Raw genomic sequence first — 20437 nt, forward strand, 5'->3', positions numbered from 1 at the left:
TTAAAAAATCAGTTAAATTTGTACCTTTAAGCAAATTCTAACTATGCGTATTCCTGAATTAGTTCAAGCACAAAAAAACTTTTTTTCAACACAACAAACTAAAGAGATTTCCTTTAGAAAAAATGCTTTAAAAAAGCTTCAAAAAGAACTCATAAGAAGAGAACGAGACATTATAAAAGCATTGTACGATGATTTTAAAAAATCAGAATACGAAGTTGTAATGACCGAAACCTCTATTGTGTTAGCTGAATTAAAAATGACTCTAAAGAATATAGATTCTTGGAGCAAACCAAAACGAATCTTACCTTCTCTATTAAATTTTCCATCTTCAGCAAAAATACATAAGGAACCATACGGAACCGTTTTAATTATTGCTCCCTGGAACTACCCTTACCAATTGGCTTTTGCACCTCTTTTAGGAGCAATAGCCGCAGGAAATACCGTAATTTTAAAACCATCAGAATTAACACCGCATGTAAGTAAAATAACCAAAGAAATTATTGAATCTGTTTTTGATAAAAATCATGTTTTAGTAATAGAAGGAGGCGTAGAAACTTCTCAAGAATTACTTACGCAACGTTGGGATTACATTTTCTTTACAGGAAGTGTTCCTGTAGGAAAGATAGTAGCCAAAGCGGCTGCCGAACACCTTACACCTGTTACCTTAGAACTAGGCGGAAAAAGCCCTTGTATTATTGACGACACTGCCAACATTAAACTTACAGCTAAACGATTAGTTTGGGGTAAATTTATTAATGGAGGGCAAACATGTATTGCTCCTGATTATTTATTAATTCATACTGCAGTAAAAGAAGCCTTTGTAAATTATTTTAAAGAAGAGCTAATTAAAGCTTACGGCAAAAACCCTCAAGAATCAGAAGATTACCCAAGAATTGTAAATACTCGTAATTTTGATCGTTTAGCACTTATGTTAAAAGACCAAAAATATTTAATTGGTGGAAAAACAGATAGAGATGATAATTATATTGCTCCTACCATTATAAATGAACCAAGTTTAAATAGTGAAGTAATGAAAGGAGAAATTTTCGGGCCAATATTACCATTAATTTCATATAAAACTGAAGAAGAATTTGATGCCATTATTACTAAATACGACAAGCCTTTAGCATTCTATGTTTTTACCACTCGTAAGGGTTTTGCTAAAAAAATGATTGCAAAGTATTCTTTTGGTGGCGGAACAATTAACGACACTATGGTTCATTTTGCAAATCATCGATTGCCTTTTGGTGGTGTTGGAGAGAGCGGAATTGGTAGTTATCACGGAAAAAAAACTTTTGATGTTTTTTCTCATAGCAAAGGCGTGGTTACCAGAGGTAACTGGCTAGATGTACCAACTCGTTACGCTCCTTACAAAGGAAAACTAAAACAATTAAAAACCTTATTAAAAATAGGATAAGTAAACACTATTTCTATTCAAAAAACATTAAATATGCCTAAAACAGTTTCAGAAGCTATTAATTATCGCCGTTCTGTTAGAATATACGATGCTAAAAAAAACATTGATACCAATATTGTAAAGAAGTGCATTAAACAAGCAAGTTTAGCACCTACAAGTAGTAACATGCAGCTATGGGAGTTTTACCATATTACCTCTAAAGAAACAATTGCAAAAATCGCTCCTTTATGTTTTAATCAGAATACAGCCAAAACAGCGCAACAATTAGTTGTTTTTGTTACACGAAAAGATTTGTGGCGTAAACGTGCTAAAGCTAATTTAGCTTTTATGGACACTACGTTTGGGAAAAACAATAAAAAAACAGAACAAAGTAGTCGAGAAAAAGTTGCTCGTAATTATTATGGGAAAATTATTCCTTTTGTATACTCCGATTTATTTGGTCTTTTAGGCTACCTAAAATACTTAATGGTTTTAATTGTTGGTTTATTTAAACCAATGTATCGTGAAGTTCGTAATAGCGACATGAGAATTGTTTCTCATAAAACCGCTGGGCTTGCAGCACAAACTTTCATGTTATCAATGGCTGCCGAAGGCTACGATACCTGCCCTATGGAAGGTTCTGATACTTGGCGAGTAAAACGCCTATTAAATATTCCACGTGGTGCAGAAATAAACATGATTGTTAGTTGTGGTATCAGAACAAAAAAAGGCGTGTATGGCGAGCGTTTTAGAATTCCTTTCGAAGAAGTTTATAAGGAGGTTTAGTTCTCTGAAAAAGACAAAAATTTATTTTCTTCATTAAAATCATCCATAAATATTTCTGAAACTTTATCATGGACGTTAATTATTTCTTCCAAAGTTAACTCCACACTTGTACTGTGTATTAATTCTGGAAGATTAGTTAATTTATTATAGTTGTAAAAATTTATATTCCCATACCTTACCAACTCGAACTCTCTAACGAACTCCTCCCCAAAACCTAATCGATCAATCAAAATAGTTTTTAAATTAGTTTTATACAACCCATAATCTAAACCACTACTAATTGACTTTCTATTAACAATAACAACCTCTTTGCCAAATAAATTCCAAAGCACGTATCTTATTAAAAAGTAAAATATCAAAACAGGAATTATAATCATTGGAAGAATCAACTTTGGCACTTCTTTTATATCTAAAGCAGAAAATAGAAAACCTAACAAAACAACTACAAAAAGCAATACTATTACTAATAACACTTTTAGAGTTCTACTAGTTTTAATTTCTAAACTCAAATAAACATTAATTCCATCAGAACTAATATCAAACACATTTCTCATAATTATTATTTTACCTTAAACACTAGCATATTCTTACTCTTCTCAATTTCTGACTGATTAATTTTCATTTTCTCAAACTTACCATCTACATATTTTTCAGCTTGATCTTTATAATGCTCACTAAACACATTACCTGATTGACCCGTTGGTAAAATTGCTAAACTATTTTCTACATCTGAAAAATCAATAATTCTTCGTGTTGAAGGTCCTGCTTTTACTTTATAAAAACCTGTACTATCAATATCATAAATTTGGTTATTTATTACTTGATCACCTCCATTTGTTTTAAAAGGCCCTACATTAAATAATTTTCTCAATAATCCTCCAGCTTTTCCTATTGGATGCTGATACTCTACAGAAGCAACCCTACTCCATTTCCAATCATCAACATTTTCTCCTAATTGGTTTTGTAAAAAAGAGAATGTCTTTTTAAATGATTTAGTAATAATATCTTTTCTCGTTTCTACTTTTTCTTTTGTTGAAATATCATCCCACCAAACAGATTTTATTCTTCCCGCTTGAACAGGGACTACCTTTTCTACGAAAGGGGTATTTACAAATTGCACATATGCTTCACCCATTTCATCTCTAAAAGTATTCTTTTGAAACTCATATAATAAACGATTATAAATTACAGGAGCAACCTCATCTTTTCCGTAATAACCATTCCATTGCTTTAATATTTCAATTGCTTTTTTATCACTTGCTGAAAATTCAGAAATAGTTAATGCTTCAATTAATTTTTCAGATATCTCAGGAGCTGTCGGTGAAGTTACATCGTAAATCATTTCTGCAACATCTTCTTTTGTCCAATCATTTTTAGGCGCTAATAACTCAACTATTCTTCTTGCTCTATCTTCTACTAAATAATATCCTGGGTATAAAATACCTGCAATAGAATCTGGTTGATTATTCGCCGAATACACATAATTTAATTTAGGATTTATTGCTTGTGGATTCTCCTCAAAATCTAACCATCTTTTTATTTCATCTTTACCTGAAGCTCCGTCTAAAATTAACTTCGTATTTAAACTATCTCTATATTTATATAATTTACCTGAAGCAAACCATGCAATATTACTTTGAGCATCTCCATACATAATATTTAAACCAGGTGCATGTAACTTACTTGCTCCTTTTTTAAATTCAGATAATGATTTTGCGTGCGACAATTCATAACTTGTTTCTAATAATTGATTATCTAATTTAGTATAAATCCATTGCATTGCAATAGGACGTTCATCTCTAATAAAATCAATTAAATTATTCATTATTGGCCCATGTTTACTTACCTTAATTTGAAAAGTAGTGTCAACACCATTTTTTACTTTAATCGTTTTATCAATTAATTTATATTTTCTATAACCATCAATAGTTTTATATTCTTGCTTATTATCAGGATTATTCTGCTCGTAATAAAAATCAATATCATCATTCTCAAACATTGTTAACCCGTATGCATAATTTCTATTATGTCCCAACAGCGGAAATGGTGTTAAAGCTAAATTAAATCCATAAATTTCATAGGTTGGTGTTTTAATGTGTGATTGATACCAAACAGAAGGTTGTGAAAAACCAATATGTGGGTCGTTTGCAAAAATCACTTTTCCGTTTTTTGTTTTTTCAGGTCCTAAAACCCAAGAATTACTTCCTATAAATGGTGAAATTGGCAATTTATCTAGTAAAGTATTCATTGCTTTTGCAAAGGCTCCTTTTATTTCTGAATTCTTCTCATTCTTAATAAGCGTTAAGTTCTCATAATTTACTCCGTTTAATTCATTAAAATAAACCTCCCCTAATTTTTCTTTAACTTCTGTTAATAATGGATCTGTTTTGTGCGCCACAGCAAAACTAAAAGCCATATAACCGAAAACATTATATATATCTTTAATTGTATATTTCTCTTTTTTAATACCAGTCAAATAAAACTCTAATGGTGTTGCTCCTTCATTCATAAACTGATTCACCCCATTTAAGTAAGCTTCGGTCATTTTATAAACCTCAGAAGTTTTATCTAAATTTTTAATTGTTTTTTCGGCTGCCTCTTCAATCCCTAATCCTAAGAAAAATTTATCTGTACGTACTAGATCTTTTCCAAAAACTTCCGCTAATCTTCCTGCGGATATTCTTCTAACCAATTCCATTTGCCACAATCTATCTTGCGCATGTACATAGCCCAATGCAGTATATGCATCTTGTTGATTTTGAGCATTAATATGCGGAACACCAACTTCATCGTAGTGAACCGTAACTTTATCAGAAATATTAGCTAATTCTAATGTTCCATTATATGTTGGGTACAATGTCATAGAAAACAACCAAACTCCAACAACTATTAAGATAAATAGTAATAATACAATTTTAAAAAGTTTCTTAAATAACTTCATTAACTAAGGTTTTTTTTCAAAGATAACAGAAATATAATTCGTCTATATAAATCAATAATATTCATTAATGGAGTAATAATTACACAATACACCTACTGCATTACACACTCTTTATACACAGCTAGTTAAAAGAACAAACACATAAAAAACCACAAACAACTAGCAAACAACAGAATAACCATTAAAACATGTTTTTAAAAAACAAATGGCACATTTATTTCTATATATAAATCGAACAATAAAAACTTAAATCATGAGAAAATTATTTTTAGCAACAGCAATCTTAGCAAGTGGAGTTTCAACATATGCAACTTCTAACAACTTATTCCCTATCGAAGTTACTTGCTCTATAGTAAACGACGATTTTAAAGAGGTTTCTATCAAAAAAATACCTGCTGTAGTAGCAAAAACTATTAAAGAATATTTTCCAAAAGCTACTATCAGTAAAGCTTTTGTGAATAGCAAAGAGCAGTATAAGTTTGAACTTCTTTCAGGTAACAAACCAACAATTGTTTACACAAATAAAGAAGGTAACTTACTAGATGAAAAAGAATTGAAAAATAAAAAATAAAAAACGTGTTTTTATTTGAATTTTAATTGAAAAAGAACGTTATTTTAAATAAGCGTTCTTTTTTATTTTAATAAAGAGTTGCTTTAAAGACTAAACACTTTTTATGAAAAAAATTTTACTAGTAGAAGATGACGTTACTTTTTCTGATATTTTAAAGCGTTTTCTTGAACGTCACAATTACATTATAGATGTTAGCTACACAATTAGCAGTGCTTCTTCCTTATTAAAAAAGGAAAAATACAATTTAGTGTTTACCGACTTACGTCTTCCTGACGGCGATGGCATCACTTTTTTAAAACAAATCAAAAAAAACAATAATGATATCCCTGTAGTTTTAATGACTAGTTATGCTGAAATTTCAACAGCTGTTCAAGCAATAAAGCAAGGTGCATTTGATTACATTTCAAAACCTTTTAATCCTGATGAAGTTTTAGAGGTTATTAACAATGCTTTAGAGGAAAAGCCTACTAATAACAATTCTCCTTTAACAAATAAAACAAAAGAACAAGCCTCTAGCACTAAATTTGTTTCAGGAATAAGTGCTACATCAAAAACACTGTATGAATATATTCATTTAGTAGCCCCTACCAATATGTCTGTTCTTATAACAGGTGAAAGCGGGACAGGAAAAGAAGTCGTTGCCCAAACAATTCATACTGAAAGTACACGAAAAAACAAACCTTTTATCGCCGTAGATTGCGGAGCTATACCAAAAGAAATTGCTACAAGTGAATTCTTCGGTCATAAAAAAGGTTCATTTACTGGTGCTACAAATGATAAGACAGGGCATTTTGAAGCGGCTAACGAAGGAACGTTATTTTTAGATGAAGTAGGGAATTTAAACTACGAGAGTCAAATACAACTATTACGTGCTTTACAAGAAAGGAAGATTAAACCTTTAGGTAGTAGTCAAGAAATAAAAGTCGATATTCGTTTAATTACAGCTACAAATGAAGACTTATTGCTAGCTGTTGAAGAAGGTAATTTTCGAGAAGATTTATACCATCGTTTAAATGAATTTTCGATAAAAGTACCTAGCTTAAAAGACAGAAATGATGACTTAATTTTATATGCTGATTTTTTTCTAGATAAAGCAAATAAAGAACTTAATAAATCTATTGTCGGTTTCTCTAAAGAGGTAATTGCCTTATTTCAGGGGTATCAATGGCCTGGTAACTTACGTGAATTATCTAATATTATAAAAAGAGCAACGTTATTATCACAAACTGAAATCATCGAAAAACATGTGCTTCCTGAAGGATTATTTAACGTTAGAAATCAATCTAACGTTTCTAAAAAATTCTCTACCAAAGAAAATGAGAAAAAACTCATTATAAGAGCTCTAGAAGAAGCCGATAATAACAAAACTCAAGCCGCAAAATTATTAAGCATTACAAGAAAAACACTTTATAATAAAATAAAAGAATACGATCTTAGCTAAGATAATTTTCTAATTCTAAAATAAACTCATTAAATATTTTTTTAAAATCCGCAAAAAGAATATCGTCAATTTCTTTACTAGTTTCGAATACTTCTAAAAAAGGAACAAGTGCTACCGCATTTATTTGCCTAAACATACTTATCATTTTATGACTAACATCATTAAATATTTTTAATTCATTGTTTACTTGTGCCTTCTCCAATAGTAAAAAATCATTTTGAGTCTCTTTTAAAAAGAGACTCAATGTATTCTTTATCAAAAGCACATCGTTATTTAGAAAAGCTCCTAATGAAACAACATCAAAAGAACTTGTTTCTTTTACTTTACTATCTATTTCACTAATATTATTTGATTTTAAAATACAACTACTAAAATATTTTTTTAGAACACATTCTAATTTAGTAAGATCAAATGGTTTTATTAGCACATCTGAAAAACCTGCTTTAACATATTCTCCCATAGACAAACTAGTTCTACCTGTCATTGCTATTATTGGTTGATTATTATATGAATCATGATTTTTTAGGGTTTCCATAAAATGAAAACCATTCATTTTCGGGAGTTGAATATCAGTTAAAACCAAGTCGTAATATATTTCACTAACCCTCTCCAAAGCAGTTTGCGCATTAGTAAAAAGACAAACTTCTATTCCGAATTGTTCTAACCTCTCCTTTAAAAGGGTTCCCATAGCTACATCATCTTCAACAACAATAGCTTTTAAATTAAATACAGTAGCTTCATTTAAAACTGAAGGCTTACTTAATGATTCTTTTGAAAAAACTACAGGAATCTTTAATGTAAATACACTTCCTTCTCCTAAATCGCTACTTAAGGTTAACCCTCCTCCTAATAATTCAGCAAGCTTATTAGAAATTGTTAACCCCAAACCAAAACCATTTCGGCTATTATTTCCTATTTCAATCTGAGTAAAAGCTTTAAAAACATTTTGCTGTTGCTCTTTATCAATACCAACACCTGTATCACTCACTATTATTTTTAAATAAGTTTTAGTATTCTCTTTTTCAACACTACTCTTAATTGTAATAAACCCTTCTTCTGTAAATTTACTAGCGTTAGTTACCAAATTATATAAAATTTGCTTTATTCTAAACGGATCACTAATAATAGGTAAGGCTATTGTTTCATCATGTTTTAAAATTACAGAAACAGGCTTATCTTTTACTAAGTTTTCGGTATTACCTGCAACTTCTATCAAGTATTTTTTTAAATCAAAAGAAATAGACTCTACGCCTACTTCCCCACTTTCTAACTTAGAGAATTCTAAAAGATCTGCTACCAACTGCCTCATATACACAGATGCATTTTGAATATGCTCTGTATAATTTTTTTCTTTAACATTTTGCACTTCTTTTTGAAGCAACTCACTATAACCAATGATAGTACTTAAGGGAGTTCTTAAATCATGACTTACCATAAACATCAATTGTTCTCTACTTTTTAAAAGAGATGAAGCTCTAGCACTTGCCTGTTCTAATTCATTTCTATAATGCTGACTTTTCCAGAAATCATCTAAAATAATAAATGAAAAAAGAAGTATAATAATAAAGCCAATTGCCGCTGCGAATAAAATTATATTCCTACTACGATTAAGAGTTTCTTCTCGTTGCTTATAAATATTATTAGTATAGATAATAACATCGTTTTCTAAAACATTTAACATTTCTCTTAGCTTCCTAGAAATAATTAAATCATTTTTAATTAACGCTCGCTCTTTTACTCGTAAAGATCTACGTTTTCTATTTGTTTCTCGCTGTGCCTTTTTAAGTATGTTTTTAGAAATATAAACTAGAGAATCTATTTGTTTTTGATCAACTTTATTAACCTTAGCATTGGTATCTTGTTTATTTATTACCTGAAAATATTCTTCTAAATCCCTAAGGGTTTTTTCATCTAAAAACGAGGAGTTTTTTACAATTTTCTTAACTGAACCACCTCCTAAAAGGGAATCAATCGACCCTAATTTATCTAAAGCTTGATTAATCGATTCTTCTGAATTATTTTGCTGCTTTAACTTCTTTAAACCCGTAATATTTTTACGTTTTTTAGTTAAAACTAACTTTATACTATCTAAAATAAATTTTTGAGAACCATTATTTACAATAAAATTAAGTGAATCTATTTTCAATAATAATTGTTTATTTTCATAAACATACTCCTTAAACCTTTTAGTAGAGTTTAACTGAATAGCTGCCCTACCTAAATTTTCATTTTCATAAACCTTCGCAATTAAACTACCTGTTCGTATAATTTTCTTTCCGTCTAAAACCCCCTGTCTTTGTAATTTTGTAAAAGTTTTGATTTCAGAAAGTAATAAAACTCCTGAAATAGTAGCCAAAACAGCAAGTATTACATATCCTATTAAAACTTTAAAAGCAATTTTCTGTTTTGATGATTTCATAAAAATAAATATCTTCCTTTAATACTCCAATCTCTTTTACTGAATTTATAGCAACGTTTTTTTTGAAAATTTGTTGCCATAAATCAGAAATCCTTTTTTTGAAAAAAAATTAATTTATCTTAATGAAATCTCCCTATTAATTTAGGCTTCATTGATTCATTATTTTCTTCAAATGCGGAGAAAGATAAAAGATTGTTCGTATTTTTGAGCTCTAAATTTTCGTTTTATGAAAAAAATTCAAATGGTTGACCTACAAGGTCAGTACGCAAAAATAAAACCACAAGTAAATAAAGCTTTTGATAATGTATTAGACACTGCCTATTACATTGGTGGCCCAGAAGTTAAAGGGTTTGGAAGTGATTTAGAAAAATATTTAGATGTAAAACATGTAATTCCGTGTGCTAACGGAACCGATGCTTTACAAATTGCAATGATGGGATTAGGCTTAGAGCAAGGTGACGAAGTTATTACTGCCGATTTTACTTTTGCAGCAACCGTAGAGGTTATTGCCTTATTAAAGTTAACTCCTGTCTTAGTTGATGTTGAGCCAGATACTTTTAATATTGATATTGAAGCATTAAAAAAAGCAATTACACCAAAAACAAAAGCAATTGTACCAGTACATTTATTTGGACAATGTGCTAATATGGAAGCTGTAATGCAAATTGCTAAAGAGCACAACTTATTTGTTATTGAAGATAACGCACAAGCAATTGGTGCTGATTATACTTTCTCTGACGGAACAAAAAAGAAATCTGGAACTATCGGAAACGTAGGAACAACTTCATTTTTCCCTTCTAAAAACTTAGGTTGTTATGGTGATGGTGGTGCTATTTTCACAAACGATGATGACTTAGCACATACAATAAGAGGTATTGTAAATCACGGAATGTACAAACGTTATTACCACGATGTAGTTGGGGTAAATTCTCGTTTAGATAGTTTACAAGCTGCTGTTTTACAAATAAAATTACCTTTATTAGATAGTTTTTGTGATGCACGTAGAAAAGCTGCAATGTATTATTCTGAAGCTTTTTCTACTAATTCGAACATTATAACGCCTGCTATTAGCGTTTTTACCACTCATGTTTTTCATCAATATACTTTAAGAATAACAAATGGTAAACGAGATGAATTACATCAATATTTATTAGACAATAATATTCCGAATGCAATTTATTACCCGGTACCTTTACATGCACAGAAAGCATATAAAGATGAGCGCTATAATGAAAATGATTTTGCTATTACCAATCAATTAATTGATGAAGTAATTTCTTTACCTATGCATACTGAATTAGATGAAGAACAATTAATGTTTATTACAAAAACGATTAATGATTTTGTTTCTTAAAAACAGCTATGAATCAAAAAATAAAAACACTTAAAATAATTCACCTTGCATTAGTTGCCGGAGTAACTTTAGCCTATTTTTTAATAGGTAATTTTAAAAATATTTTAAATTTAGAAATAGATGATTCTTCTTTAATATATTCTTTTATTCCTGCAGTTGCTTATGTACTAAGTAATTTTATATTTAAAAAAGTTTTAAATAATATAAAAAAGGGTACTAGTGATGATGAAAAATTCATGATCTACCAAAATGCTTCTATTTATAAATGGGCTGTATTGGAGGTTGCTTGTTTTTCAATTCTTTTCTTAAAACCTGATTTTATTCTTTTTGGTGTAATTCTTTTATTTTATATGATTCTTTTAGCTCCTAAAGAAGATAAAATATTTTCTCTTTTAGAAATTAAAAATCCTAATTTATAGATAAAAAAAAGCGAACTTAATTAAGTTCGCTTTTTTAGTTTATAATATCTCTTCTTGATATATATATTTATAAAATAACAATCTAAAATTTTATCATTACTCTCTACCAACTATTAAATGTGGCACTTTATTAACATCCCAATCTATCACCAAACCACCTGCTAAAGATTTTGCTATTTCTTTACCATATAAATATTCACATAAATACAAAGCAGCTTCAAAAGACTTTGCTCCTCCTGCTGATGTAATATATTTACCATCATGAACAAAAAGCACTTCTTTTTTAATATCTAAATCAGGAAACATTTCACGCATTTTATCAATATCTGAAGGAAATGTTGTTGACACCTTTCCTTTTAAAATACCTGCCTTTGCAAGCACAAAAGCACCGTCGCAATGAGAAGTTACAAACTCAGCTTCTTTATCAACCTCTTGCACAAAACTAATTAGCTCTTTATTCTCTAAATCAGAATCTAAATGATGTTCTGCACTTGGTACTACCAAAATATCGATCTTAGGCAAACTATCTTTTAAATAATTAAAATCAGGAAGAATTCTCATTCCTTCAAAAGTTGTAACAGGAGTGTCTGTATTTGCAACAGTAAACACATTCATTTGCTTAATTCCTTTTCTAAATATGGTATGCTGAAAAATATCGAAAGGAGCTGTTAGTTCAGTATTAAAAGTCCCGTCCATAATTAAAAAAGCAACATTATATCTACCTTCTTTTATATGTGGAAACACTTTTTCTACTTTACTTTCTTTAGCTACACAACTAAAAGCAACAACTAATACACACAAATATAATATACGTTTCATATTGTTTATTTAATAATGTTTAAAAATACATATAAAATCTATGTTGTGTCAATATTAAGAAACCCCTTTTCCCCTTTAACATTTAATTATGATTTTACGAGTAGTAATTCAATAAATTCGATAAAATTTTCTAAAAATACATTCATGACTAAAAGATTACTTTCTAAAGTACTTTTTACTGTATTTCTTATAATTTTTTCGTTAAACTTAAATGCACAACGTAAAAAAAAGAAAAAAAACAGTAAAAAAGTAACTCAAACAAAGCCTAAAAGCAAGCCAAATAAAAATGCGATTAAGCCATATGCTAAAGTTGTTACTAAAAAGCATAAAACTGACGAAGGATTATTTAAAGTACACTCTAAAGACCAACAATTTTTATTCGAGATACCAAATTCTCTATTAAATAGAGAAATGTTAATGGTAACTCGTATCGCCAAAACAGCTAACGGTATTGGTTTTGGAGGTGGTAAACAAAACACTCAAGTTTTACGTTGGCAAAAAAAACAGAAAAAAATATTATTAAGAGTCGTTTCTTATAACGTTGTGGCCGACACATTACTTCCTGTTCATAAAGCAGTTGTAAATTCTAATTTCGAACCTATATTATATTCTTTTCCTATAAAAGCTTTTAGTAAGGATTCTACGGCAACAGTAATTGATGTCTCTTCTTTATTCAACTCTGATGTAAAAGCTATAGGATTCCCTCAAAACAAAAGAAAACAGTATAAAATTTCTAAGATGGATAAAAGCCGTTCTTATATAGAACGCATTAGTAGTTACCCTAAAAACATTGAAGTTAGAAATGTAAAAACATACATATCTAACGCTGCTCCTTCAAATAGAAGCGTTGGTGCAGTTTCTATGGAATTAAGTAATTCTATGATTTTACTTCCAAAAACACCAATGAAACGTCGTTATTTCGACGAACGAGTAGGATGGTTTGCTAGATCTCAAACAGATTACGGATTAGATGCTCAAAAAAGTAAATCAGTTAAATACCTAGATAGATGGCGTTTAGAAGTTAAAGACGAAGACTTAGAAAAATTTAAAAGAGGTGAATTAGTTGAACCTAAAAAACAGATTATTTACTATATAGATGATGCTACTCCTAAAGAATGGCGTAAATATATAAAGCAAGGTATAGAAGATTGGCAAGTTGCATTTGAGGCTGCTGGTTTTAAAAATGCGATAATTGCAAAAGATGCTCCTACTAAAGAGGAAGATCCTGAATGGAGCCCTGAAGATGTTCGTTACTCTGTAGTACGTTATTTAGCTTCACCTATTCCGAATGCAAATGGCCCTCATGTTAGTGATCCTAGATCTGGTGAGATTCTTGAATCTGACATTAACTGGTATCATAATGTAATGTCTTTATTACACAACTGGTTTTTTATTCAAACAGCAGCAATAAATCCAGATGCTAGAAGTAATGAATTTAAAGAAGAAGTAATGGGGCGTTTAATTCGTTTTGTTTCTTCTCATGAAGTTGGTCACACTCTTGGTTTACCTCATAATATGGGTAGTTCTGTTGCATACCCTGTAGATTCTTTACGTTCTGCAGTATTTACTAAAAAAAATGGTACTGCTCCTTCAATAATGGACTATGCGCGTTTTAACTACGTAGCCCAACCAGAAGATAAAGGTGTTGCATTAATGCCAAATATTGGACCTTACGATAAATACGCTATTAGTTGGGGATACCGCCCTATATTCAACACCGCTGCTAAAGATGAGAAAGAAATTCTAAACAAGTGGATTCTTGATAAAGCAGGAAATCCTGTATACAGATTTGGTCATCAACAAGTACGTAATGTTATAGACCCTAGTTCACAAACTGAAGATTTAGGTGATGATGCTATAAAAGCAAGTAAATATGGAATTAAAAATCTACAAAGAATTTTACCTCGTTTAGAAGAATGGACAACTAAAGATGGAGAAACGTACGATGAACTAAAAACAATGTACGGACAATTACTAGGTCAATTTAATCGTTATATGGGGCATGTAAGTTCTAACATCGGTGGTGTTTACGAAAATTATAAAACTGCAGGGCAAGATGGAGCTGTATACACACATGTAGATAAAAATCATCAAAAAAATGCAGTCCGTTTTGTAAATAATGAATTATTTAAAACGCCAACTTGGTTATTAAATAAAACTATTTTCAGTAAAACCGAATTTTCAGGTTCTGAAGAACGAATTAGATCACTACAAGTAAGAACTTTAAACCGTATCTTAAAAACAGGGAGAATGGCTCGTATGATTGAGAACGAAACTTTAAACGGAGCTAGTTCATACACTCTTTTAAATATGATGACTGATTTACGTAAAGGAGTTTGGAGTGAGTTATACAGCCATAAAGCTATTGATACTTATCGTAGAAACTTACAACGTGCACATTTAGATCGTTTAAGTTTTTTATTAAACAAAGCTAAAAGTCAAAAAGGATCAAATAACGGAGGTTACTTTAAACAAACTGCTGTTAATATTAGCCAATCGGATATTAAACCTGTGGTAAGAGGTGAATTAAAACGTTTAAAACGTGATATAAAACGTAGTCTTACAACTACAAAAAACACACTAAACCGCTATCACTTACAAGATGCTATTGATAGAATTGATAGCATTTTAAATCCTAAATAAAGAATAAGCGTTTTTAATAAAAATAATTCTTTTTAAAAACTTCTTTGAAGTTGTATTAGCTCCGATTTTTTTAATCTGCTTTAATACAACTTCATTTTTTTTATATTTACCTTTTCAAACAACAAAATTCTATGAAATACCTTTTTAAACTATCAATACTTCTTTTACTTTTTATTAGTAGTTGCACTCCAAAAACAGCAACTGAAAAAGAAGTAAAAACAACTATAAAAGACACTTACGTTAAAGATAATTACACAAAAAAAGAGGTGAGTATTACCATGAGAGATGGTGCTAAACTACATACAACTATATACTCTCCTAAAGACACTAGTAAAATATATCCTATTTTGCTACAACGTACTCCTTATAGTTGTAGACCTTATGGTGGCGATAAATTTAAAACTAAAATTGGTCCGAATTTAAATTTAATGAAAGAAGGGAATATTGTCGTATATCAAGATGTTCGTGGTCGTTGGATGAGCGAAGGTATGTATGATAACATGCGTGCTTATATACCAAATAAAACAGCGAAACAAACTGATGAGACTAGCGATACTTATGACACAATTGATTGGTTAATAAAAAACGTAACAAACAATAACGGTAAAGTAGGTACTTGGGGTATTTCATATCCTGGGCATTATGCAACTATTTCAACGATTGATGCACACCCTGCTTTAAAAGCAGCCTCACCACAAGCATGTATTGGAGATTTCTTTTTTGATGATTTTCATCATAATGGTGCTTTTTTACTAAGCTATTTCAATGCGATTCCTTTATTTGGTACTTACAAAGACCAACCAACAGATTCTGCTTGGTATTCTTTTCCTAAAATGAAAACTCAAGACCAATACCAGTTTTTCTTAGATAAAGGTCCTTTAAAAAATTTAAATGAATACTTTCAATATGATAAGTTAGATGTTACTACAACTGAAGATAAAAACAGAATTGATGATTTTTTCTGGAAAGAAATGGTAGAACACCCAAATTACGATTCAATTTGGCAAAGTAAAGGTATTATTCAACATTTAAATAAAGTGCCATCAACAGTAGCAACAATGGTTGTTGCAGGTGAATTTGATGCAGAAGATTTATACGGACCTTTAGAAACCTATAAAAATATTGAAAAACATCAACCAAACAATTACAATACCTTAGTTTTTGGTCCTTGGGATCATGGCGGATGGGCTAGAAACAAAGTGCAAAACAAAGTAGGAAACTATTATTTTGGAGATTCTATTTCTTTAAAATTTCAAAAAGAAATTGAAACAAAATTCTTTAATCATTTCTTAAAAGGAGATGGTTCTAAAAATAGTGGATTACCAGAAGCCTATGTTTTTGACACGGGTAAAAAAGAATGGAAATCGTATGATGTTTGGCCTCCTAAGAATGTAAACAAAGAGTCTTTTTATTTATCAGAAAATCAAGAATTAAGCGCTTCTAAAAAAGGAGATTCTAAAACACAATTTATAAGCGATATTAAACGACCTGTACCGTACTCTGAAGATATTAAAACTGTTTTCACTCCTCGTAAATACATGACCGATGATCAGCGTTTTGCTGCAAGAAGACCTGATGTTTTAGTTTTTCAAACTGAAGAATTAACCGAAGATTTTACACTTGCTGGAGATATTTTAGCAAAACTGAATGTAGCAACTACAGGTTCTGCTGCCGATTGGATTGTAAAAGTAATTGACGTACATCCTGCTGATTTAAAAAATGATAACAAAGAAATGCAATCTCATTTAAAATTAAGTAATTATCACATGATGGTTCGTAGTGAAGTAATGCGTGGTCGTTTTAGAAATAGCTTTGCAAAACCAGAAGCATTTACCCCTAATAAGAAAACATCAGTAAATATTAAACTGCAAGATGTTTTTCATACATTTAAAAAAGGTCACAAATTACAAATACAAGTACAAAGCACATGGTTCCCGTTAATTGATTTGAACCCGCAAACTTATGTAGACAATATCTACAAGGCTACTAAAAAAGATTTTAAAACGCAAACACACACTGTGTTTTCAGACTCTAGCATTGAATTTCCTGTTCTAAAATAAAAACAATGAATTGTAAAAACTGTAATGAAATATTAGAAAACGACGCTCTTTTTTGTGATAATTGCGGAGCAAAAATTGTTAAAAACAGAATAACTTTTAAGTTTTTAATGCTAGAACTTTTTTCGGTACTAGGATTTAACAATTTGTTTTTTACAACCTTAAAAAAAATGTTTTTAGCTCCAAATGAAGTGCTAAATGAATATTTAAACGGGATAAGAAAGCGTTATGTAAATCCATTTGCATATTTAGCTGTTGGTGCAGCATTGTCGTTAATTATTTTTAATTTCTTTTCTAAAGATTATTTAGAAATGCAAGCAACAGTGAATCAATCTCAAACTAAAGAAATTAAAGAGCTCGCTAATAAAGATTTATCAACAATTAAAAATTTATCTACAGAAGAGTTTAACAAACTTAAAGCTAAACAACAATTTGCAAAAAAACAATTAAGATACCTAGACAAATGGGCTGGTTTTATACTCCGTAATTTTAATATTATTACATTCCTATTCCTTCCTTTTTATGCGTTATTAAGTAAATTAACTTATACCAAACCTCATAATTTCGGAGAGCATATTGTAATAAATTCCTATATTTTAGGAACAACAATGTTTCTAACTTTATTTTCTTTTCTTTTAGGTATGCTTATTCATCCTAGCCTTTTATCCTATAGTATTCTAGCAACATTAGTATATTACCTTTACTCTTTTAGTAAATTATACAAACTTAGCTTTGGTAAATCTTTATTAAAACTATTACGTTTTATAGGTGTGTTTATTTTAATTTCTATTGTTATTTTAATAATAGCAAGTATTATTGGTATTATAATTGGTAAATTTTTCCCTAACCTAATTAATATAAAACCTTAAAACATTATTAAGATAACCTTATTATAAATACTCATTTACACAAACCTCATAATATAAAATTATGAGGTTTGTAGTTTAATTCTTATCACAAAAACCGACCTTGTACATATAGTAAATAAATCTATTTTCAAACGCATCAGTTTTCACTTTAAATTATAAAAACTACCTCGTTAAAGGTGGTTTCTTTCTTATATTTCTTGATCTTTACCACCACTAATAAATACTAGCGACATCCATTCTAGGAACAGCGAAAACCACAAAACACTTCGTTTTCTTTAATTGATTTGAATCCGCAAAACTCATGTAGACAACATTAACAAAAGCAGACAAAAAAAATTTCAAGACGCAAACACATGCTCTATTATCAGACTCTAATATTGAACTGAATAGATAGCTAGATTAAAATAGCACACATTTTTTCTATTTTAATTATTATATTTGCTTTTAAAAAATTAAATTACATGAAAAAAATTACTCTATTAATTTTATTATTAATTAGTACCATAACAATTGCTCAAGACTTCAATATTACTAAAAGTGATATATTTAAAGACAAAAAAAAACACAGTTTTCTATCCTTTTCTATAGATGACAAAGAAGGCGGTTTAATTACAATCAGAGAATATCTAGGAGGCTTCCCCCTTAAAACAACAAAAGGTTATTATATTCAACATTTTGACAAAAACCTTAAACTAAAAAACGAATTTGATTACAAGGTTAAAAGAAGTAGAATTAGAAATGCTTTTATAAAAGACAGTAAATTACATTTAATTGAACTTGAAAGCGTAAAGAAAGAAAACAGAATTGTATACAAATCGGTAAGTTCTGATATCAATAACTTTAACTTTAAATCTAAAGAACTATTATCAATTTCTGAAGACAATATCAAAAAGTATTTTGGTGTAGTACTTTTCCCTTTTTTTATTAACAATTATAATCAAATGGATGGTAATCATCTAGGCGAAGTTGTTATGTCTAAAAATAATAATTTTTTTGCTATAAATTTTGATTTCAAAGACAAAGACAAAGAAACACATAAGATATTTGTATTTAATGATGATTTAGAAATGGTTTATGACAGACTAATTGTTAAAGACATAAAAGATCATTTATTTAAGTACAATAGTTTTGATATAGATGACAAAGATGGATCTGTATACTTTTTAGGAAAATCGTTTGAAAATAACTCAAACAGATCCAAAAAGAAGGGAAAAACAAATTATCATTTCGAGTTAAGTAAAATAAGTAAGGATGATGAAAAAACTGTTAGCTTTAAAAACCCAGAAAAATTTATTGGATCACTATCTTTAGTTAAAAATAATGGTAAGCTTTCTTGCGTTGGTTTTTATGGAAACAAGGATGAAGGAAAATATAATGGTGTTTGTTTGTTTAATTTAAATTCAAACACTTTAGCTCTAGAAACTAAAAAATTCAACCCTTTTTCAGAAGCTTTTTTATCAGATAAATATGGTGATCGAGCTGGAAAGAAAAAACGTAAAAAGAAAAAAGGTTTAAGAAATATTATATTTAAGAGTGTTGAAGTAATGCTTAATGGTGATCTTGTTATTAATGCTGAAGAAGATTATATTACTACTCACACTAATTTTGGTCCTAATGGAACAATGCGTACAAGAACTACACAACATTATGATGATATTATTTCTTTTCGATTAAATAGTAATGGTGATTTAAAATGGGCACGAAATATTAACAAAGCTCAAACAGGTAACCAAAACAGTTCTTTTACGCCTATTTCAATTGGTGAAAAAACATATTTTTTTATTAACTGTTCAGATAAGTTAAAAAAACTAAGTGATGATCGCATTCAGTTTAAACAAACTTCAGCAAAAAACTCTAATCTATATGTTATCTCAATTAATGGAAACGGAGCTTATGATATTAAAAAATTAATTGACAGAAAAGATTCTAAAGTTTATTACAAAGTTAGTAACGGAGTTGTTTCAGATCATAAAAATGAAGTGATTCTTTTAGGTAAACGAAAAAAGAATTCCCAAATCATTAAAATTAATATTTAACGAAAAACTGTATTTAGGACACAGAAAGTTTTTTTAAACTTTTTGTGCTCCTTTACAACCACTTCAAAAACTCACCTCTACCAATCTCACGAGCACCTAAACTTTCTAAGTGTTCATTATGTACTTGGCAATCTATTAATTTATAACCGCAATTTTTAACTAAATGTATAAAAGCAACTTTACTCATATTACTAGCTTTACTAAACATACTTTCGCCACAAAAAACACCGTTATTTAAATCAACACCATATAAACCAGCAACTAATACATCTTCTACCCAAACTTCAATCGATTTTGAGATTCCTTTCTCGTGCAAGTTAATGTATGCGTCTTCCATATCATCAGTAATCCAAGTACCTAATTGATCATTTCTATCAATATGACGGCAGTTAAAAATCACACCTTCAAAAGCCTTGTTTTCTGTTATCGTAAAATTATTTTTTCGCAATACCTGGCGCATCGATTTTGACACTCTCAACTCATCAGGAAACAGCACCATACGTTCTGGTGGTGAATACCAAACAATAGGTTCTCCTTCACTAAACCAAGGAAAAATACCGTTTTTATAAGCATAAATCAAACGTTCAGCAGATAAATCTCCGCCAAAAGCTAAAACACCATCTTCATTTGCAAATTCGTGTAGTGGAAATACTATTTCTTCAGGTAACCAAATCATATAAATACAA

The 20437-nt window shown here is 29.7% G+C and carries 15 protein-coding genes; 10 read left to right on the forward strand and 5 right to left on the reverse strand.

Annotated features, from left to right (window positions below; genetic code table 11):
• The first annotated feature begins 16 nt into the window (after positions 1-16).
• Positions 17-1417, forward strand: coding sequence for an aldehyde dehydrogenase (locus H518_RS0117195; protein WP_316929595.1), 1401 nt, complete (start codon positions 17-19; stop codon positions 1415-1417).
• Positions 1418-1450: 33 nt separating this feature from the next.
• On the forward strand, positions 1451-2182 hold the full coding sequence (locus tag H518_RS0117200) for a nitroreductase family protein (RefSeq protein WP_028890223.1): 732 nt from the start codon (positions 1451-1453) through the stop codon (positions 2180-2182).
• On the opposite strand, the gene H518_RS0117205 is transcribed toward H518_RS0117200, so the two are convergent.
• The gene (locus H518_RS0117205) at positions 2179-2736 is read right to left on the reverse strand and encodes a hypothetical protein (protein WP_028890224.1); all 558 of its coding nucleotides are present in this window, start codon (positions 2734-2736) and stop codon (positions 2179-2181) included. The genes H518_RS0117200 and H518_RS0117205 overlap by 4 nt on opposite strands.
• Before the next feature lie 5 nt (positions 2737-2741).
• The gene (locus H518_RS0117210; protein WP_028890225.1) at positions 2742-5123 is read right to left on the reverse strand and encodes a penicillin acylase family protein; all 2382 of its coding nucleotides are present in this window, start codon (positions 5121-5123) and stop codon (positions 2742-2744) included.
• 253 nt (positions 5124-5376) lie between these two features.
• Between H518_RS0117210 and H518_RS0117215 the strand changes: the two genes are divergently transcribed.
• Positions 5377-5694, forward strand: a complete 318-nt coding sequence (locus H518_RS0117215) for a hypothetical protein (RefSeq protein WP_028890226.1) — start codon at positions 5377-5379, stop codon at positions 5692-5694.
• Positions 5695-5797: 103 nt separating this feature from the next.
• Positions 5798-7135: a sigma-54-dependent transcriptional regulator gene (locus H518_RS0117220; protein ID WP_028890227.1), complete on the forward strand. Its 1338-nt coding sequence runs from the start codon at positions 5798-5800 to the stop codon at positions 7133-7135.
• On the opposite strand, the gene H518_RS20135 is transcribed toward H518_RS0117220, so the two are convergent.
• A complete protein-coding gene (locus tag H518_RS20135) occupies positions 7128-9554 on the reverse strand; it encodes a hybrid sensor histidine kinase/response regulator (protein ID WP_051263830.1) in 2427 nt (808 codons plus the stop codon). The genes H518_RS0117220 and H518_RS20135 overlap by 8 nt on opposite strands.
• Positions 9555-9780: 226 nt before the next feature.
• Here H518_RS20135 and H518_RS0117235 point away from each other — a divergent pair, with 226 nt between their 5' ends.
• Together H518_RS0117235 and H518_RS0117240 are read left to right on the forward strand one after the other, a co-directional pair.
• Complete coding sequence (locus tag H518_RS0117235) at positions 9781-10908, forward strand: DegT/DnrJ/EryC1/StrS family aminotransferase (protein WP_028890228.1); 1128 nt, start codon at positions 9781-9783, stop codon at positions 10906-10908.
• An 8-nt stretch (positions 10909-10916) separates the two neighbouring features.
• Entirely contained in the window at positions 10917-11327 is a 411-nt protein-coding gene (locus tag H518_RS0117240; RefSeq protein WP_028890229.1) for a hypothetical protein, read from the forward strand.
• Between the two features lie 96 nt (positions 11328-11423).
• On the opposite strand, the gene H518_RS0117245 is transcribed toward H518_RS0117240, so the two are convergent.
• The gene (locus H518_RS0117245; RefSeq protein ID WP_028890230.1) at positions 11424-12146 is read right to left on the reverse strand and encodes a DJ-1/PfpI family protein; all 723 of its coding nucleotides are present in this window, start codon (positions 12144-12146) and stop codon (positions 11424-11426) included.
• A gap of 144 nt (positions 12147-12290) precedes the next feature.
• Between H518_RS0117245 and H518_RS0117250 the strand changes: the two genes are divergently transcribed.
• The 4 genes from H518_RS0117250 to H518_RS0117265 all read left to right on the forward strand — a co-directional run bounded on the left by H518_RS0117250 (position 12291) and on the right by H518_RS0117265 (position 19751).
• Complete coding sequence (locus H518_RS0117250) at positions 12291-14789, forward strand: zinc-dependent metalloprotease (protein ID WP_028890231.1); 2499 nt, start codon at positions 12291-12293, stop codon at positions 14787-14789.
• Positions 14790-14920: 131 nt separating this feature from the next.
• Complete coding sequence (locus tag H518_RS0117255; protein ID WP_028890232.1) at positions 14921-16849, forward strand: CocE/NonD family hydrolase; 1929 nt, start codon at positions 14921-14923, stop codon at positions 16847-16849.
• A 5-nt stretch (positions 16850-16854) separates the two neighbouring features.
• Positions 16855-17715, forward strand: a complete 861-nt coding sequence (locus H518_RS0117260; RefSeq protein WP_028890233.1) for a DUF3667 domain-containing protein — start codon at positions 16855-16857, stop codon at positions 17713-17715.
• 461 nt (positions 17716-18176) lie between these two features.
• A complete protein-coding gene (locus H518_RS0117265; protein WP_028890234.1) occupies positions 18177-19751 on the forward strand; it encodes a hypothetical protein in 1575 nt (524 codons plus the stop codon).
• A gap of 52 nt (positions 19752-19803) precedes the next feature.
• Here the strand turns inward: H518_RS0117265 and aat are convergent, their stop codons facing one another.
• Entirely contained in the window at positions 19804-20427 is a 624-nt protein-coding gene (gene aat / locus H518_RS0117270; RefSeq protein WP_028890235.1) for a leucyl/phenylalanyl-tRNA--protein transferase, read from the reverse strand.
• Positions 20428-20437 lie beyond the last annotated feature (10 nt).

The organism is Tenacibaculum ovolyticum DSM 18103, from assembly GCF_000430545.1.
GTDB classification, from domain to species: Bacteria; Bacteroidota; Bacteroidia; order Flavobacteriales; family Flavobacteriaceae; genus Polaribacter; species Polaribacter ovolyticus.

Coding starts and splice junctions, on each gene's coding strand:
- H518_RS0117200 (WP_028890223.1), top strand. CDS start 1,451: ATGCCTAAAACAGTTTCAGAAGCTATTAATTATCGCCGTTCTGTTAGA.
- H518_RS0117205 (WP_028890224.1), bottom strand. CDS start 2,736: ATGAGAAATGTGTTTGATATTAGTTCTGATGGAATTAATGTTTATTTG.
- H518_RS0117210 (WP_028890225.1), bottom strand. CDS start 5,123: ATGAAGTTATTTAAGAAACTTTTTAAAATTGTATTATTACTATTTATC.
- H518_RS0117215 (WP_028890226.1), top strand. CDS start 5,377: ATGAGAAAATTATTTTTAGCAACAGCAATCTTAGCAAGTGGAGTTTCA.
- H518_RS0117220 (WP_028890227.1), top strand. CDS start 5,798: ATGAAAAAAATTTTACTAGTAGAAGATGACGTTACTTTTTCTGATATT.
- H518_RS20135 (WP_051263830.1), bottom strand. CDS start 9,554: ATGAAATCATCAAAACAGAAAATTGCTTTTAAAGTTTTAATAGGATAT.
- H518_RS0117235 (WP_028890228.1), top strand. CDS start 9,781: ATGAAAAAAATTCAAATGGTTGACCTACAAGGTCAGTACGCAAAAATA.
- H518_RS0117240 (WP_028890229.1), top strand. CDS start 10,917: ATGAATCAAAAAATAAAAACACTTAAAATAATTCACCTTGCATTAGTT.
- H518_RS0117245 (WP_028890230.1), bottom strand. CDS start 12,146: ATGAAACGTATATTATATTTGTGTGTATTAGTTGTTGCTTTTAGTTGT.
- H518_RS0117250 (WP_028890231.1), top strand. CDS start 12,291: ATGACTAAAAGATTACTTTCTAAAGTACTTTTTACTGTATTTCTTATA.
- H518_RS0117255 (WP_028890232.1), top strand. CDS start 14,921: ATGAAATACCTTTTTAAACTATCAATACTTCTTTTACTTTTTATTAGT.
- H518_RS0117260 (WP_028890233.1), top strand. CDS start 16,855: ATGAATTGTAAAAACTGTAATGAAATATTAGAAAACGACGCTCTTTTT.
- H518_RS0117265 (WP_028890234.1), top strand. CDS start 18,177: ATGAAAAAAATTACTCTATTAATTTTATTATTAATTAGTACCATAACA.
- aat (WP_028890235.1), bottom strand. CDS start 20,427: ATGATTTGGTTACCTGAAGAAATAGTATTTCCACTACACGAATTTGCA.